The organism is Streptomyces sp. NPDC001513, from assembly GCF_042894695.1.
Taxonomy (GTDB): Bacteria; Actinomycetota; Actinomycetes; order Streptomycetales; family Streptomycetaceae; genus Streptomyces.
The window spans coordinates 605402-619549 of record NZ_JBIAVU010000002.1 but is presented as its reverse complement, the minus strand read 5'-3'; the positions used below and the strand labels follow the sequence as shown (position 1 = coordinate 619549).

Sequence of the window (14148 nt, the reverse complement as noted above, 5' to 3'; positions counted from 1 at the left end):
AAAGGAGCCGGTGCATGCCGAGTGAGCCGCTGTCACAGAAGGAGATCGAGGACCGGTTGCGGGAGCTCCCCGGCTGGGCCTTCGAGGACGACCGGATCATCCGCACCTACCGGCTGGGCGGGCACTTCGCCGCGAGCGCCCTCGTCGCCCACATCGCCTCGGTCCAGGAGGAGCTGAACCACCACTCGGACCTGACGCTCGGCTACAACACCGTCCGGCTCTCCGTGAACAGCCACGACGCGGGCGGGGCCGTCACCGAGACCGACTTCGCGCTCGCCGAACGCGTCGAGGCCCTCGCCCCCGCCCACGGCGCGAGCTGATGACCACGCACATACAGACCGTCAGACCCCTGCTGGACTACGACGCCGAGGCCGCGGCCTACGACACGAGCCGCGGCGGCGCCCCCCGGGCCGAGGCCGCGGCCGCCGCGGTCCTGCAACTGCTCCCGGCCGACGTGGCCACCCTCCTCGACCTCGGCTGCGGCACGGGCATCGTCACCCGCCGGCTGACCCGCCCCGGACTGCGCGTCCTGGGCGCGGACGCCTCCCACGGCATGGCCTCCACGGCCCTGCGGCGGGGCGTTCCCGTGACCCTCGCCGACGCGGCCCGGCTGCCGGTGCGGTCGGGCTCGCTGGACGCGGTGAGCGCGGTGTGGCTGCTGCACCTGCTGCGGGAGCCGGGACGGGTGCCCGCGGTGATCGCCGAGGCCGCCCGCGTCCTGCGGCCCGGCGGGGTCTTCCTCACCACCGTGGACAAGGACTCCGCGCACGACGTGGGCAGCGACATCGACGCCGTGTTCGCCGCACACCTGGCCCCGACCCCCGCGGACGCCTCCGGGGACGTCGAGGCCTATGCGGCGCGGGCCGGCCTGCTCCCGGCCGGCGAGGCCCTCTTCACCGGCCACGGTCAGGGCCGCAGCCCGCGCGCCTCCGCCGAGGCCCTGCTCGCGGGCCGGTACGCCTCCCGCATCGCCCCGCGCGGCATCACCCCGCAGGAGCTGGCGGCCCGGCTGGAGCTGCTGCCCGACCAGGACGTGCCGCGCGCGGAGCCGACGTACCGCGTACGCGGCTTCGTACGGGTCTGACCGGCGGGCGCTGCGGACGCAGCCGACGGGCGCGCGGCTCCGCGCCGCCGGGCTACACCGGCTCCAGGCGCCACCACTGGGCCGGCGAGTCGGTGTCCTCGCCCTGCCGGACGCGGCCCGCCCCGTCCGTCTCCAGCGGCAGGCCGCTGATACAGGCGATCAGGGACACCACCCCGGGATCGTCGAGGTGCTCCTCGACGATCCACTCCTGCGCGCCGAACGCGTTGGCCCGCCACACCTGCACCCGGGCGCCGCTCTCCGTCGACGCGTTCGCGACGTCGAGGCGCCGCTCGTTGTCCTCGCTCACCACGTGGAAGATGCCGCCGCCGTCGTGCACCGGAGCGATCCGCCACCGGCGGGCGGCCGCCGGCGCGGGCGGCCCGTCCGGGCCGACCCGCACCCGGGAGGCGCCCTCCAGCTGGAGCACCAGCCCGCTGTCCACGTTGCGGATCCGGTAGATCCCTTCGGGAAGGTTCACCTGGCCGTCGCCCTCAGACGTCGAACTCGGCCGGGTCCGGCCCGATCCGGCGGCCCGCCGCGCCCGCGCCCAGGGCGTCCAGCGCGGCCACGTCGGCGGCCTCCAGCTCGAAGCCGAAGACGTCCAGGTTCTCCCGGATGCGCGCGGGGGTCACGGACTTCGGGATCACGATGTTCCCGTGCTGGAGGTGCCAGCGCAGCACCACCTGGGCGGCGCTGCGGTCGTACTTGGCGGCGAGCGCGGCGACCGCCGGGAGGGTGAGCAGCTCCCTGCCCTGGCCGAGCGGGGACCAGGCCTCGGTGGCGATCCCGCGCGCGGCGTGCACGGCGCGCAGCTCGGCCTGCGGGAAGAGCGGGTGCAGCTCGACCTGGTTCACGGCCGGCACCAGCGCGCTCTCGGCGGCGAGCCGCTCCAGGTCCTCGGGGCGGAAGTTCGACACGCCGACCGCCTTGGCGCGGCCGCTCGCCGCGATCTCCTCGAAGGTCTTCCAGATGGCGACGAAGTCGTCGCGCATCGGGCGCGGCCAGTGGATCAGGTACAGGTCGATGTGGTCCAGGCCCAGCTCGCCGAGGGAGTCGTCGAAGGCGCGCAGCACCTCGTCCCGGCCCCACCGCTGCTCCGGGCCGTTCCACAGCTTGGTGGTGACGAACAGCTCCTCGCGCGGCAGCCCGGAGGCGGCGACGGCCTTGCCGGTGCCCTTCTCGTTGCCGTAGATCGCGGCCGTGTCGATGCTGCGGTAACCGGCCTCCAGCGCGGTCCCGACGGCGTGCTCCGCGTCCGCGTCGGGCACCTGCCAGACGCCGAAGCCGAGCTGGGGCATGAGGGAGCCGTTGTTGAGCTGAACGGTGGGGACCTGCTGGTTCACGTCTGGTCGTTCCTCGCGTCGGCGGCGGACTGGGTCGTACGAGGGGCGACAACCGGCCCCTCGTACGACCTATTCCCGCCATCCGCGGAGCGCTCACGAGACCCCGCGGACGGCCCTCACGCAGCGCCCAGATAGGCCTCCCGCACGAGCGGGTTCGCCCGCACCTCGGCCGCCGTCCCCTCCGCCAGCACCGTCCCGAGGTCCAGTACGACCACCCGCGTGCAGAGGTCCATCACGAAGGCCACGTTGTGCTCGACCAGCAGCACCGCACAGCCCTCCTCGGCCGCCAGCCGCCGGACGACCCCGGCCAGCTGCTCGCGCTCGGGCGCAGACATCCCGGACGCGGGCTCGTCCAGGAGCAGCACCCGCGGCGGATCGGCCACCGCACGGGCCAGTTCGACCATCCGGGCCTGTCCGACGGGCAGCCCGCCGGCGTACGAGGCCCCGAGCGCGCCGATCCCGCAGTCGGCCAGCACCCGCTCGCCGCGGGCCCGGCGGGCCAGCTCCCGGGCCCGCCGGGCCGGCAGGGCGAGGAGATCGGCGGCCAGCCCGCCCCCGCCGCCCCGCCACTCCTGCGCCACCAGCACGTTGTCGGCCACGCTGAGCTGCCCGAACAACTGCTGGCGCTGGAAGGTCCGGCGCATTCCGTGCCGCGCCCGCCAGACGGGGGAGCGCCGGGTGATGTCCGTCCCGTCCAGCAGCATCTGCCCCTGGTCGGGCCGGCGGATCCCGGACAGGACGTCGAAGAGCGTGGTCTTCCCGGCGCCGTTCGGCCCGATCAGCCCGCACACCTCGCCCGCCCGGATCCCGAGGTCCACCCCGGTCAGCGCCTTGACCCCGCCGAAGCGGACGCTGACCCCACTGGCCTCCAGCACGTAGCCGCTCATGTCCCCACCCCGCTCGTCCCCATGCCCAGGTAGGCCTCGGTGAGCCGGTCCGCCTCCACCTCGGCGCGGGGGCCGCACCAGGAGACCCGGCCCTGGGAGAGGTAGGCCACGGTGTCGGCGATCCCGAGGATCCCGGCGGCCTTCTCCTCGACCAGGAGCAGCGCGGTCCCCGCGTCCCGCAACTCGGTGAGCAGCGCGTACACCTCTTCCACCACGCGCGGGGCGAGCCCGAGCGAGGGCTCGTCGGCGATCAGCACCTCGGGCGGCCGCTGGAGCAGCGGTGCCAGGGCCAGCAGCTGCTGCTCCCCGCCGGACAGCGCCCCGGCGGGCACGGCGCGGCGCTCCGCGAGCCGGGGGAAGCGCGCGTACACGGCGGCGCGGGCCGCCGCCTCCGTGAGGTACAGGGCCAGGTTCTCCTCGATGGTGAGCGCGGGGAAGATCCCCCGGCCCTCGGGGGCGAGCAGCACCCCGGCCCGCGACCGCCGCACGGGGCCGTCGCGGGTGGCGTCCCGCCCGCGGACGAACACCGCGCCGCCGGTGACCGGCAGCAGCCCGGCCGCCACCCGGCACGCGGTGCTCTTCCCGGCCCCGTTGGGCCCGAGCACGGCGAGGATCTCCCCCTTGCGGACTTCCAGGTCGACCCCGTGCAGCACGAGCCCCCCGTCGTACCCGGCGGTGATCCCGCGCAGCGCGAGCGCAGCCCCCGCGGGCCCTTCGGGGCTCCGCCCCGCTGAAGAACCAGCCCCGGCGTTTGAGGCGCGGGGGCGCGGGGGCGGAGCCCCCGACGGGGTCCGGGGCGGAGCCCCGGTTTCGGGAAGGGGCGGGGTGGGGGACGAGCCGCCCGCAGGGCCCACCGCCCGCCGCTTCGCCAAGCGGACCGGCACGGCCGCGCAATACCCGTCGGGATCGTTGGCCAAGGCCAACCCCGCCAAGCCGAACAGGATCACCGGCAGATGGGCCGACGCCGTCACGTAATCGGCCAGCACCCGCGGAGCAACCGCGAACACGAGCCCCGCCACCACCGCGTACTGCGGCCTCCGCACACCCGCCGCCACCACCACCGCCAGCCACACCAGCCCCGTCAGCGCCGTGAAGTCCGTCGCCGTGATGCGGGTGTTGTACGAGGCGTACATCACGCCCCCGAACCCGGCCAGCCCCGCCGACAGGGTGAACAGCAGCAGCTTCGTCCGCAGCACGGACACCCCCGAGGCCACGGCCGCCGCCGGGGCCGACCGTACGGCCAGCATCGCCCGCCCCGACGGGGAGTTCCGCAGCGCGCTCAGCCCGGCGGCGACCGCCGCGACCAGCACCACCAGGGCCACGCCCAGCGCCCGGTCGTCGGACAGGTCCACCGGCCCGAACACCGGCCGCGGGACCGACCACCCGGAGTCGCCGTTGCGCAGCCACCTCAGCTGGAAGAGGACCTGGTCGGCGAGGAACGCCAGCGCCAGCGTGGCCAGGGCCAGGGACCTGCCCCCGAGCCGCAGCGCCGGCAGCGCGACCAGCGCCCCCAGCAGGGCGGCCACGCACGTGCCCACCGCCAGCGCGGCCACGAACGGCCAGCCCCGGCTCATGAGCAGCCCGGCGACGAGCGCCGCCCCGGTCACGAAGGTGCCCTGGGCCAGGGACACCATCGCCCCGAGCCCGGTCACCACCGTGAAGGACATGAACACCAGCGCGATGGCCAGCCCCTGTGCGAGCAGGCCGCTCCAGAAGGGTGTGGTCACGGTGTAGAACGCCACGCACAACAGCCCGCCGCCCGCCGCCCACACTCCCCACCGCCGCCCCCACGAGGCTCCCGCCAGATGGTCGACGGGCCGCGCGTCCACGGCCGCGACCCCCGCCGTCCGGGCCCTGCGGGTCAGCACCAGCAGCCCGCCGAACAGGATCAGGAAGGGCACCGCCGTACGGAAGCCCGTGATGCCCTCGGCGAAGGACGCGTACCCGGCCACCAGGTTCTGCAGGACCCCCAGCCCCAGCCCGCCCGCGAAGGCGAGCGGCACGGACGCGAACCGCCCGATGACCGCCGCCGTCGCCGATACGAACAGGAACAGCGTGAAGTCGTGCGCCGACAGCCCCAGCAGCGGCGTCGCCAGGACCCCCGCCAGCCCGGCCAGCCCCGACGCGATCATCCACGCCACCGACGACAGCCGGTCGGCGCTGATCCCGCGCAGCTCGGTCAGCGAGCGGTTGTCGACGGCGGCCCGCAGCTGCAGCCCGAGGCGGGTGTGCCGCATCAGCGCCCACAGGGCCACCGCGACCAGCGCCGTCGCCACCCAGGTGATCAGCTGGTCGGAGTCGATGCCGACGCCCTCCGCGAGCTGCCAGGACCGGGCGGGGCTCGGCCCCACCCCCGGCAGCCCGAACTGGTTCTCCGCCGGCTTCACCGGCGCGCCCGCCTCCGCCAGCAGGTCCACGGCCCACAGCCCGGCGGCCGGCAGTGCCACCAGCAGACCGATGGTCGCCACGATCTGGGCCGTCTCGCCGACCCGCGCGAGCCGCCGGAACATCAGCCGGTCCAGCCCCCAGCCGAGACCGGGGGCCAGGACGAACACCACCAGCAGCGCCGCCGGGACCGCCGGCCAGCCCAGGCCCGAGTGCAGCTCGTAGAAGGTGAGCGCGCACAGGTAGGCGGTGGCCCCGTGCGCGAAGTTGAACAGCCCGGACGCCGAGTACGACAGCACCAGCCCGGTGGCGAGCAGTGCGTACAGGGCGCCGGAGACCAGACCGCTCAGTACGAAGACGAGCAGATCTCCCATGCCGCAGCCCTACTTGAAGGGGATGGGCTCGTGGCACTTGAACGGGACGGAGACCTCGTACGCGCCGTTCTTCAGCTGTACGAGCGCCCCGCAGCCGAAGCTGTCCTTCTGCCCCTTGGGCTCCGCGCGGTCGCCGACCAGCGTGCCGGTGTCGGAGAAGCCCTGCGCGGCGCTCTGGAAGGACTCGACGGTGAGGTCCTTGCCCGCCTTCTGCGCGATGGACACGAACAGGTCGGCCGACATGTAACCGGTGAGCATGTGCATGTTCAGCGGGACGTCCTGGCCGCCCGCGGCGGCCTTGATGTCGGCCTTGAACTGCGCCATCTTCGGGTCCGTGGACTCGAACGGCTGGAACTGCAGCAGGACGTGCACCCCGTCGAGCGCCTGCTTCGTGGCGTCCTTGGCGAGCAGGCCCGGGTCGTAGTCGGTCGGGTCGGAGAGCAGCCCCTTGTACCCGCCGCGCTTGAGCGCGGTGAACAGCCCGATGTTGTTGGGGGTCTGCATCACGGAGACCACGGCGTCCGGGGCCTTGCCGCCGTTGCTCTCCAGGATCTCCTTCACGTACGCGGACCAGTCGCTCGGGACGGCGGTGGCGGGCACGGAGGCCTTGGCGTAGGAGACCGTGAACCCGGCGCTGGTGAAGCCCTGCTGGAAGGTCCGGATGCCGAACTTCCCGGCGTCGCTGTCGTTGGCGATGACGGCGACCGACTTGCCCTGTGCCCCGCCGAGGATCCGGGCGATGCCCTCGGGCCAGGTCTGGTTCAGGGTGCCGCCGGGGGTGGGGACCAGGCAGCCGTTGAACCCGTAGATGTACTTGGGCCCGCAGAAGGAGGGCAGGGTGCCCCAGCCGAAGGTGGGGACCTTCTCCTGCTCCAGGAAGTCGGCTCCGGAGAAGGTCACCGAGCTCATGGGGGAGACGGCGAAGACCTTGTCCTGCTGCACGAGTTTGCGGGCGGCCGCCAGGTTCTTCGCCGGGTCCTGGCCGTCGTCCTCCGCGCCCAGGTAGTCGATCTTGCGGCCGTTGACGCCTCCCTCGGCGTTGGCCCTCAGGTAGCGGGCCTTGGCGCCGAGGTCGGTGTCCTTCTTGCTGTAGCCGCTGGCGCTGGTCATCGAGACGATGCCGCCGACCTTGATCGAGTCGGCGGTGACCCCGCGGGAGTTCCCGGGGCCGTCGCCGGGCTTGCCCGGGCCGGTGCCGTTCGTGGAGGCGGAGTTGCAGGCGGAGACGAGCGCGAGGGCCGCCGCCGCGGCGGCCAGGGTGCGGATCGGTCGCAACATGTCGGGGGATCCCCTCCGGTCGGAATCCCCGCATTCTGTGCGCGAGCTGACGCACCGTCAATATTTACGGCAAAGAGAAATGACGGACCGTCAGTTTTGGTGGAGGGGTGCGGTGAAGGGTGGCCGGGAAGGCGGCCGGACCTGCGGTGACTGTGGCGAAGGGGCGATCGCGACCGAGGCGTGCCGGCGAGGCGCTCCGCCCCGTCCCCGGCCTTGGCGTGCGGGCCCGCATTCGGCACGGCAGAACCTTTCATATCCGACTAAAGTGGATCGGAAAGGTAAAAAGCATGTCCGGCGGCTCGTGGTACCCCCGCGTGCCGTCCGGCTGTCCCTGGAGGCGTGATGACCGTACCCTCCGACGCGGCGCCGCGGCACGCACAGAGCGACCCCGAGGACGTCCTCGGGCAGCTCGGAAACTCGTGGCACTGGGCACTCGGCTTCGCCCTCGCGACCCTGATCCCGGGCATCCTGGTGCTCGTCTGGCCCGACGAGACGCTGCACATCCTGGCCGTGATCATCGGTCTGCAGCTGCTGGTGGCGGGCGGCTTCCGCTTCGTCTCGGCCTTCTCCCACAGCAGTGACGGGGGCAGCAGCAGACTGGCCGGCGTCCTCATCGCCCTGCTGGCGTTCCTGGCCGGCGTCCTGGTGCTGCGGCATCCGATGCAGACGATCGGCGCGCTGTCCCTGATCGTCGGGGTGTTCTGGCTGATGACCGGAGTGCTCACGGCATACGTCGCCATCGCCGACCGCGCGATCCTGCACCGCGGCCTGACCTTCGGCCTCGGCGCCCTCGGCGTCGTCGCCGGAATCGTCGTGCTCTGCTTCCCGGTGGACTCCGCGGTCGCCCTGACGCGGCTGCTCGGCCTGTGGCTCGTCCTGCTCGGCGTGTTCGAAGTGGTGATGGCCTTCGCCCTGCGCTCGGCCACCCGCCGGATCACGCCCCAGCCGACGACCCGTCCGGGGTGACCGCCGGGCGCCGGGTGCCGTGCGCCGGGGGAGGGCCCCGGGACCCAAGGAGACTCAGGACGCGTAGAGCGCCGCGACCTCCTTGGCGTACGCCTTCTCGATCGCCCGGCGCTTCAGCTTCAGCGAGGGCGTCAGCAGCCCCCGCTCCTCCGTGAACTGCTCGCCCAGCACCCGGAACGTACGGATCGCCTCCGCCTGCGACACCAGGGTGTTCGCGGCCACCACCGCCCGGCGGACCTCCGCCGTCAGCTCGGGGTCGTTCACCAGGTCCGGGGCCGGCAGCTGCGGCCGGCCGCGCATCGACAGCCAGTGCGCGATCCCGTCCATGTCCAGCGTGAGCAGGGCCGCGATGTACGGCCGGTCGTTGCCCACCAGCACGCACTGCGACACCAGCGGATGCGAACGGACCCGCTCCTCCAGCGCGGCCGGCGCGACGCTCTTGCCGTTGGAGGTCACCAGGATGTCCTTCTTGCGGCCGGTGATCGTGAGGTAGCCGCTCTCGTCCAGCCGCCCCAGGTCCCCGGTCGCCAGCCAGCCGCCCCGCAGCACCGCCTCCGTGGCGCGCGGGTCGTTGAGGTACCCGGAGAATATGTGGTCACCGTGCAGCCACACCTCCCCGTCGTCCGCGATGTGCACCGTGCAGCCCGGGATCGGCCGGCCCACCGTGCCGTACTTCGTCGCGCCCGGCGGGTTCGCGGTGGCCGCCGCGGACGACTCCGTCAGGCCGTACCCCTCGAACACCGTGATCCCGGCGCCGTCGAAGAACAGCCCGAGGCGGCGCGACATCGCCGACCCGCCCGACATGGCGTACCGCACCCGGCCGCCCATCGCCTCGCGGACCTTCCCGTAGACGAGCTTCTCGAAGAGCTGGTGCTCCATCCGCAGCCCCGCCGAGGGCCCCGGCCCGATGCCGAACGCCTTCCGCTCGCGTGCCTCCGCGTACCGCACGGCCGTCTCCACCGCTCGGTCGAAGGGGCCGGAACGCCCCTCCGCCTCCGCCTTGCGGCGGGCGGCCGCGAAGACCTTCTCGAAGACGTACGGGACCCCGAGCACGAAGGTCGGCCGGAAGGCGGCCAGGTCGGGCAGCAGCTCGGCCGCCGCCAGCACGGGCTGGTGGCCGAGCTTGACCCGCGCCCGTACGGCGGCCACCTCCACCATCCGTCCGAAGACGTGGGCCAGCGGCAGGAAGAGCAGGGTGGACGGCTGCTCGCCCTGCCGGCCCTGGAACACGGACTCCCAGCGGGCCACCATGGTGTCCGCCTCGTACATGAAGTTGGCGTGCGTCAGCACGCACCCCTTGGGGCGGCCGGTGGTGCCGGAGGTGTAGATGACCGTGGCCGTCGCGTCCGGCGTCACCGCGCGGCGATGGCGGTGCACGACGTCCTCGGCGACCCCGCGGCCGTCCGCGACGAGGTCGGCCACGGCCCCCGTGTCGAGCTGCCACAGCCGTTGCAGGCGGGGGAGCCGGTCGACGACCGAACCCACCGTCATGGCCTGGTTCTCGTCCTCGACCACGCAGGCCGTGCAGTCGGTGTCGTACAGGATCCAGTGCACCTGATCGGCGGAGGACGTCGGATAGACGGGGACGGGCTGGGCGCCGATCGCCCACAGGGCGAAGTCGAAGAGGGTCCACTCGTACCGGGTACGGGACATGACGGCGACCCGGTCCCCGAACCGCACGCCCTGGGCCAGCAGCCCCTTGGCGAGCGCCAGCACCTCGGCGGCCAGCTCCCCGGAGGTCACGTCCCGCCAGACACCGTCCGTCTTGCGGCCGAGCACCACCCGGTCGGGCTCCTCGTGGGCGTACCGGAAGACGACGTCGGCGAGGCCGCCGACGGGCGCGCCCGTGACGACCGGTGGGACGGTGATCTCGCGCAAGGCCCCGCTCCTCTCCGCGCGCCGCGGTGAACGTACCTCACGGTCAAGGGGCGTTGATCAGCAAACGGATTCCTCCACAAGACCTCCCCAGCGAACGGCCCTCCCATGCCTCTGACGTGCGGCGTCGGGGCTCCGGCGGCGGCTCCCGGCGCCGCGGCTCCCGGCTCCCGGCGGCGCGGGCGGGTCAGCCGGCGCGGCTGAGCCGGTCCGCGCCGGAGAGCACGGCCGCCGCCAGCGCCTCGGCCGCGGCGGAGGCGCGCGGCCCGCGGAGCAGCGCGAACTCCACCGGCCCGAGCTCTGGCAGCCCGCCGACCCGCACCAGGCCCGGCGGGATCAGCCCGCGGGTGTGCGCCATCACGCCCAGCCCGGCCCGGGCCGCCGCGATCAGACCGCTCAGGCTGCCGCTCGTACACGCGATCCGCCAGGCCCGGCCCTCGCGCTCCAGCACCTCCAGCGCGCGGGCCCGGGTGATGCCCGGCGGCGGGAAGACGATCAGCGGAACGGGGCGCTCCGGGTCAACCCGCAGCCCCTCCGCGCCGATCCACACCATCCGGTCCCGCCACACCAGGCGGCCCCGCTCGTCGTCCGGCCCGCGCCGCTTCGCCAGCACCAGGTCCAGCCGCCCGGCGTCCAGCCGCTCGTGCAGCGTCCCCGACAGCTCCACCGACAGCTCCAGATCCACCTCGGGATGCTCGTGCCGGAAGCCCTCCAGGATCTCCGGAAGCCGCGTCAGCACGAAGTCCTCCGAGGCCCCGAACCGAAGCCGCCCCCGCAGCCGCGTCCCCGCGAAGAAGGCCGCCGCCCGCTCGTGCGCCTCCAGGATCGTCCGCGCGAAGCCGAGCAGCGCCTCGCCGTCCTCCGTCAGCTCCACGCTGTGCGTGTCCCGGACGAACAGCGGCCGTCCCGTCGCCTCCTCCAACCGCCGCACGTGCTGGCTGACCGTGGACTGCCCCACGCCGAGCCGCCCCGCGGCCTGCGTGAAGCTGAGCGTCTGGGCCACCGTGAGGAACGTACGCAGCTGGACCGGGTCGTACACACCGCCGATGCTAGGCCCTTCCGGCGTACGACGGCCGTCGTCGTGGCCGTTGACCTGCGCACGAGCGGTCCACGGGGCAGGGGGCTGCTGCTTCGTACCGCGCCGTTGCGGGTTACCGTGTCCCTTCATTTCGAGGGGGACAACTGATGTCGTACACCACGGGGCCGGGACCGTACCCGGGACAGCCGAATCCGCAGTGGGGAGGGAGCTGGCCGCCGCCGTTCCCGCCGCCCCCCAAGCCCGGCGTCATACCCCTGCACCCGCTCGCCGTGGGCGAGATACTCAACGGTGCCTTCACCTCCTTGCGCCGGTACGCGAAGCCGCTGATCGGCGTCATGCTCGCGGTACAGGCCATCGGAATCATGATCATGGTCGCCGCGATCGGCGCCACCGTCGCCATCGCGCAGGACCGGTTCGGCCCGGTCTTCGACCTCCTGCCGGGCGAAGACCCCGACGGCGCGGACGTGGCGGCCCTGTTCCTGTCCTTCGTGCCGGCCGTTGTGCTCCTGCTGGTCGTGGTGGCAATGGGAGCGGCGATGATCGCCGCCCTGTGTCCCGCGGTGGTGCAGGAGGCCGTGGTCGGCCGGCCCACGACCTTCGTCGCGATGTGGAGCCGCAGCTGGTCCCGGATGCCGTCCGTGCTCGGAACCCTGCTGCTCACGGGACTGATCGTGGGCGGGCCGATCCTCGTCCTCTACGCGGTCTGCATCCCGCTGATCGTCATGTCCGCCGACGACTCCGGTCCGCCGGCCGCCCTCGCCCTGCTGATCCCGGGCGTCTTCCTCTACATGCCCGTCGCGGTCTGGCTCATGACACGGTTCAGCCTCGCGCCCGCCGTCGCCGTGTGCGAGGGCCTCGGCCCGATCGCGTCCATGCGGCGTTCCGCCCAGCTGGTCAGCGGCGGCTGGTGGCGCGCGTTCGGCATCTCGATGGTCGGCTCCATCGTGGCCGGCGCCATCGGCTACGCCATCCAGATGCCGTTCGCCTTCGTCGGCATGGCCTCGCTCTTCCCCGCCATGGCGGCCGGCAGCGAGGGCAACGGGGATCCGGAAGAGATCATCTTCGGGATCGTCGTGTACGGGATCGCCGTCCTGATCGGCGGCGTGCTCAGCTCGCTCTTCCAGTACGGCTTCCCCTCGCTGGTGAACGCCCTGCTCTACGTCGACCTGCGGATGCGCAAGGAGAACCTCGCGGAGGCCCTGATCGCCAGCGCCGCCGCCGGTGCCACCGTCACCGACGCGCCCGCCCCGCCCCCGGCGTCCGCCACGGCGACCGACGAGAGGTGACACCCGCCTGCCATCGCAGGTCGTGATGACAGTGAGTGCGGTGTACGGGTTTCCCGATCACCGCCCACCGTCGACCATGGAGGGAGCACCGCGCCCGGGCCCGCCCGCCCGGGTGCCACTCCCCCCGACAGCAAGTGAGCACCCGCACATGCGCCGCCCTCACCTTCCCGCCTGGCTGCCCCTGGACCCGTACGTCCTGGCCCTGCTCGGCACCGTCGGCCTCGCCGCCCTGCTGCCGGCCCGCGGTGCCGGGGCCCCGATCGCCGACGGAGCCTCCACCGCGGCCGTGGCCCTGCTCTTCTTCCTCTACGGCGCCCGGCTCTCCACCCGGGAGGCCCTCGAAGGACTGCGCCACTGGCGGCTGCACCTCACCGTGCTCGCCTGCACCTTCCTGCTCTTCCCGCTCCTCGGCCTCGCCGCCCGCGGCCTCGCGCCCGGAGTTCTGACACAGCCGCTCTACACCGGCCTGCTCTTCCTCTGCCTGGTCCCCTCGACCGTGCAGTCCTCCGTCGCCTTCACCTCGATCGCCCGCGGCAACGTGCCCGCCGCGATCTGCGCCGGCTCCTTCTCCAGCCTGGCCGGCATCGTCCTCACGCCCCTCCTCGCCGCCGGCCTGCTCGGCAGCCACGCGGGCGGCTTCTCCCTCGACTCGCTCCTCAAGATCACCCTCCAGCTGCTGCTGCCCTTCCTCCTCGGGCAGGCCCTGCGCCGCTGGGTCGGCGGCTTCCTCGTCCGCAACAAGCGGGTCCTCGGCTACGTCGACCGCGGCTCGATCCTGATCGTCGTCTACGCCGCCTTCAGCGCGGGCGTGACCGCGGGCATCTGGCACCAGGTCAGCATCCCGCGGCTCGGCGCCCTGATGCTGGTCGAGGCGGTGCTCCTCGCCGTCATGCTGCTCGTCACCTGGTTCGGCTCGGCACGCCTCGGCTTCGGCCGCGCGGACCGCATCGCCATCCAGTTCGCCGGGTCGAAGAAGAGCCTGGCCGCCGGACTCCCCATGGCCAGCGTGCTGTTCGGGGCCCAGGCCGGCCTCGCCGTGCTCCCGCTGATGCTCTTCCACCAGATGCAGCTGATGGTCTGCGCGGTCATCGCCCGCCGCCGCGCCCAGGACCCGGAACAGGAGCCCGCCGCCGACCGTGTGGCGGAGGTCTCGCCCGCGGCCCAACAGCCCACCGGCCAGGCCCGATAGCGTGCGGTGGTGACCTGGATACGCCCGCTCGCCGCCCACGCCGAACGCCCCTGCACGCTGGTGGTCTGCCGCGGCTGCTGCTGCGGCGATCCCCGCAAGAACCCCGGCTCCGACCACGCCGGCCAACTCGCCCGGCTGCGCGAGGCCGCCGCCGCCTCCGGAGGCCGCCTGGCCGTCCGTACGAGCGAGTGCCTCGGCCCCTGCGCCCAGGCCAACGTGATCGTGGTGCAGCCCACCACCGAAGCCCGCCGCCGCGGCGCCCGCGCGACCTGGTTCGGCTGGGCCCTGGACGACACCGCGACCGACGAGATCATCGCCTGGGCCGAATCGGGCGGCCCGGGCACGACCCCGCTCCCGGCCACCCTGGACCTCCACCGCATCGACCCCCCGACCCCGAAGCCGGCCCCGCAGTCCGGCCGCCGCGGCCGCCGGGGGCGCTGAC

The 14148-nt window shown here is 73.6% G+C and carries 13 protein-coding genes; 6 read left to right on the top strand and 7 right to left on the bottom strand.

The window, feature by feature from the left end:
• The first annotated feature begins 14 nt into the window (after window positions 1–14).
• Together ACFYZ4_RS06395 and ACFYZ4_RS06390 are read left to right on the top strand one after the other, a co-directional pair.
• Window positions 15–320, top strand: coding sequence for a 4a-hydroxytetrahydrobiopterin dehydratase (locus ACFYZ4_RS06395; protein ID WP_351297922.1), 306 nt, complete (start codon window positions 15–17; stop codon window positions 318–320).
• Window positions 320–1084, top strand: a complete 765-nt coding sequence (locus tag ACFYZ4_RS06390) for a class I SAM-dependent methyltransferase (RefSeq protein ID WP_351297925.1) — start codon at window positions 320–322, stop codon at window positions 1082–1084. Before ACFYZ4_RS06395 ends, ACFYZ4_RS06390 begins: the two co-directional genes overlap by 1 nt.
• Before the next feature lie 52 nt (window positions 1085–1136).
• On the opposite strand, the gene ACFYZ4_RS06385 is transcribed toward ACFYZ4_RS06390, so the two are convergent.
• From ACFYZ4_RS06385 to ACFYZ4_RS06365, 5 genes are all read right to left on the bottom strand, one after another.
• Window positions 1137–1562 carry an RICIN domain-containing protein gene (locus ACFYZ4_RS06385; protein ID WP_351297928.1) on the bottom strand — a complete coding sequence of 142 codons (426 nt, stop codon included), beginning with the start codon at window positions 1560–1562 and terminating at the stop codon, window positions 1137–1139.
• Between the two features lie 13 nt (window positions 1563–1575).
• Window positions 1576–2382 (bottom strand): aldo/keto reductase, encoded by an 807-nt coding sequence (locus ACFYZ4_RS06380; protein WP_390783250.1) that lies wholly within the window; start codon window positions 2380–2382, stop codon window positions 1576–1578.
• 161 nt (window positions 2383–2543) lie between these two features.
• Window positions 2544–3314, bottom strand: a complete 771-nt coding sequence (locus ACFYZ4_RS06375) for an ABC transporter ATP-binding protein (RefSeq protein ID WP_390783220.1) — start codon at window positions 3312–3314, stop codon at window positions 2544–2546.
• Window positions 3311–6073 (bottom strand): ATP-binding cassette domain-containing protein, encoded by a 2763-nt coding sequence (locus ACFYZ4_RS06370; RefSeq protein ID WP_390783219.1) that lies wholly within the window; start codon window positions 6071–6073, stop codon window positions 3311–3313. Before ACFYZ4_RS06370 ends, ACFYZ4_RS06375 begins: the two co-directional genes overlap by 4 nt.
• A gap of 9 nt (window positions 6074–6082) precedes the next feature.
• A complete protein-coding gene (locus ACFYZ4_RS06365) occupies window positions 6083–7351 on the bottom strand; it encodes an ABC transporter substrate-binding protein (RefSeq protein WP_390783218.1) in 1269 nt (422 codons plus the stop codon).
• 342 nt (window positions 7352–7693) lie between these two features.
• On the opposite strand from ACFYZ4_RS06365, the gene ACFYZ4_RS06360 reads away from it, so the two are divergent.
• Window positions 7694–8317 (top strand): DUF308 domain-containing protein, encoded by a 624-nt coding sequence (locus ACFYZ4_RS06360; protein WP_351291979.1) that lies wholly within the window; start codon window positions 7694–7696, stop codon window positions 8315–8317.
• 54 nt (window positions 8318–8371) lie between these two features.
• Here the strand turns inward: ACFYZ4_RS06360 and ACFYZ4_RS06355 are convergent, their stop codons facing one another.
• Together ACFYZ4_RS06355 and ACFYZ4_RS06350 are read right to left on the bottom strand one after the other, a co-directional pair.
• Window positions 8372–10195: an AMP-dependent synthetase/ligase gene (locus ACFYZ4_RS06355; protein ID WP_390783217.1), complete on the bottom strand. Its 1824-nt coding sequence runs from the start codon at window positions 10193–10195 to the stop codon at window positions 8372–8374.
• A gap of 184 nt (window positions 10196–10379) precedes the next feature.
• Entirely contained in the window at window positions 10380–11231 is an 852-nt protein-coding gene (locus ACFYZ4_RS06350; RefSeq protein WP_351291975.1) for a LysR substrate-binding domain-containing protein, read from the bottom strand.
• A 146-nt stretch (window positions 11232–11377) separates the two neighbouring features.
• Here ACFYZ4_RS06350 and ACFYZ4_RS06345 point away from each other — a divergent pair, with 146 nt between their 5' ends.
• The 3 genes from ACFYZ4_RS06345 (at window position 11378) to ACFYZ4_RS06335 (ending at window position 14147) form a co-directional block, all read left to right on the top strand.
• A complete protein-coding gene (locus ACFYZ4_RS06345) occupies window positions 11378–12517 on the top strand; it encodes an oxidoreductase (protein WP_390783216.1) in 1140 nt (379 codons plus the stop codon).
• A gap of 148 nt (window positions 12518–12665) precedes the next feature.
• A complete protein-coding gene (locus tag ACFYZ4_RS06340) occupies window positions 12666–13706 on the top strand; it encodes a bile acid:sodium symporter family protein (protein ID WP_390783215.1) in 1041 nt (346 codons plus the stop codon).
• 9 nt (window positions 13707–13715) lie between these two features.
• Window positions 13716–14147: a (2Fe-2S) ferredoxin domain-containing protein gene (locus ACFYZ4_RS06335; RefSeq protein ID WP_351291969.1), complete on the top strand. Its 432-nt coding sequence runs from the start codon at window positions 13716–13718 to the stop codon at window positions 14145–14147.
• Window position 14148: the final 1 nt, after the last annotated feature.

What these genes read in the sequence shown, in the direction of transcription:
- ACFYZ4_RS06395 (WP_351297922.1), top strand. Translation starts at nt 15, where the DNA reads ATGCCGAGTGAGCCGCTGTCACAGAAGGAGATCGAGGACCGGTTGCGG.
- ACFYZ4_RS06390 (WP_351297925.1), top strand. Translation starts at nt 320, where the DNA reads ATGACCACGCACATACAGACCGTCAGACCCCTGCTGGACTACGACGCC.
- ACFYZ4_RS06380 (WP_390783250.1), bottom strand. Translation starts at nt 2,382, where the DNA reads ATGCCCCAGCTCGGCTTCGGCGTCTGGCAGGTGCCCGACGCGGACGCG.
- ACFYZ4_RS06375 (WP_390783220.1), bottom strand. Translation starts at nt 3,314, where the DNA reads ATGAGCGGCTACGTGCTGGAGGCCAGTGGGGTCAGCGTCCGCTTCGGC.
- ACFYZ4_RS06370 (WP_390783219.1), bottom strand. Translation starts at nt 6,073, where the DNA reads ATGGGAGATCTGCTCGTCTTCGTACTGAGCGGTCTGGTCTCCGGCGCC.
- ACFYZ4_RS06365 (WP_390783218.1), bottom strand. Translation starts at nt 7,351, where the DNA reads ATGTTGCGACCGATCCGCACCCTGGCCGCCGCGGCGGCGGCCCTCGCG.
- ACFYZ4_RS06360 (WP_351291979.1), top strand. Translation starts at nt 7,694, where the DNA reads ATGACCGTACCCTCCGACGCGGCGCCGCGGCACGCACAGAGCGACCCC.
- ACFYZ4_RS06345 (WP_390783216.1), top strand. Translation starts at nt 11,378, where the DNA reads ATGTCGTACACCACGGGGCCGGGACCGTACCCGGGACAGCCGAATCCG.
- ACFYZ4_RS06340 (WP_390783215.1), top strand. Translation starts at nt 12,666, where the DNA reads ATGCGCCGCCCTCACCTTCCCGCCTGGCTGCCCCTGGACCCGTACGTC.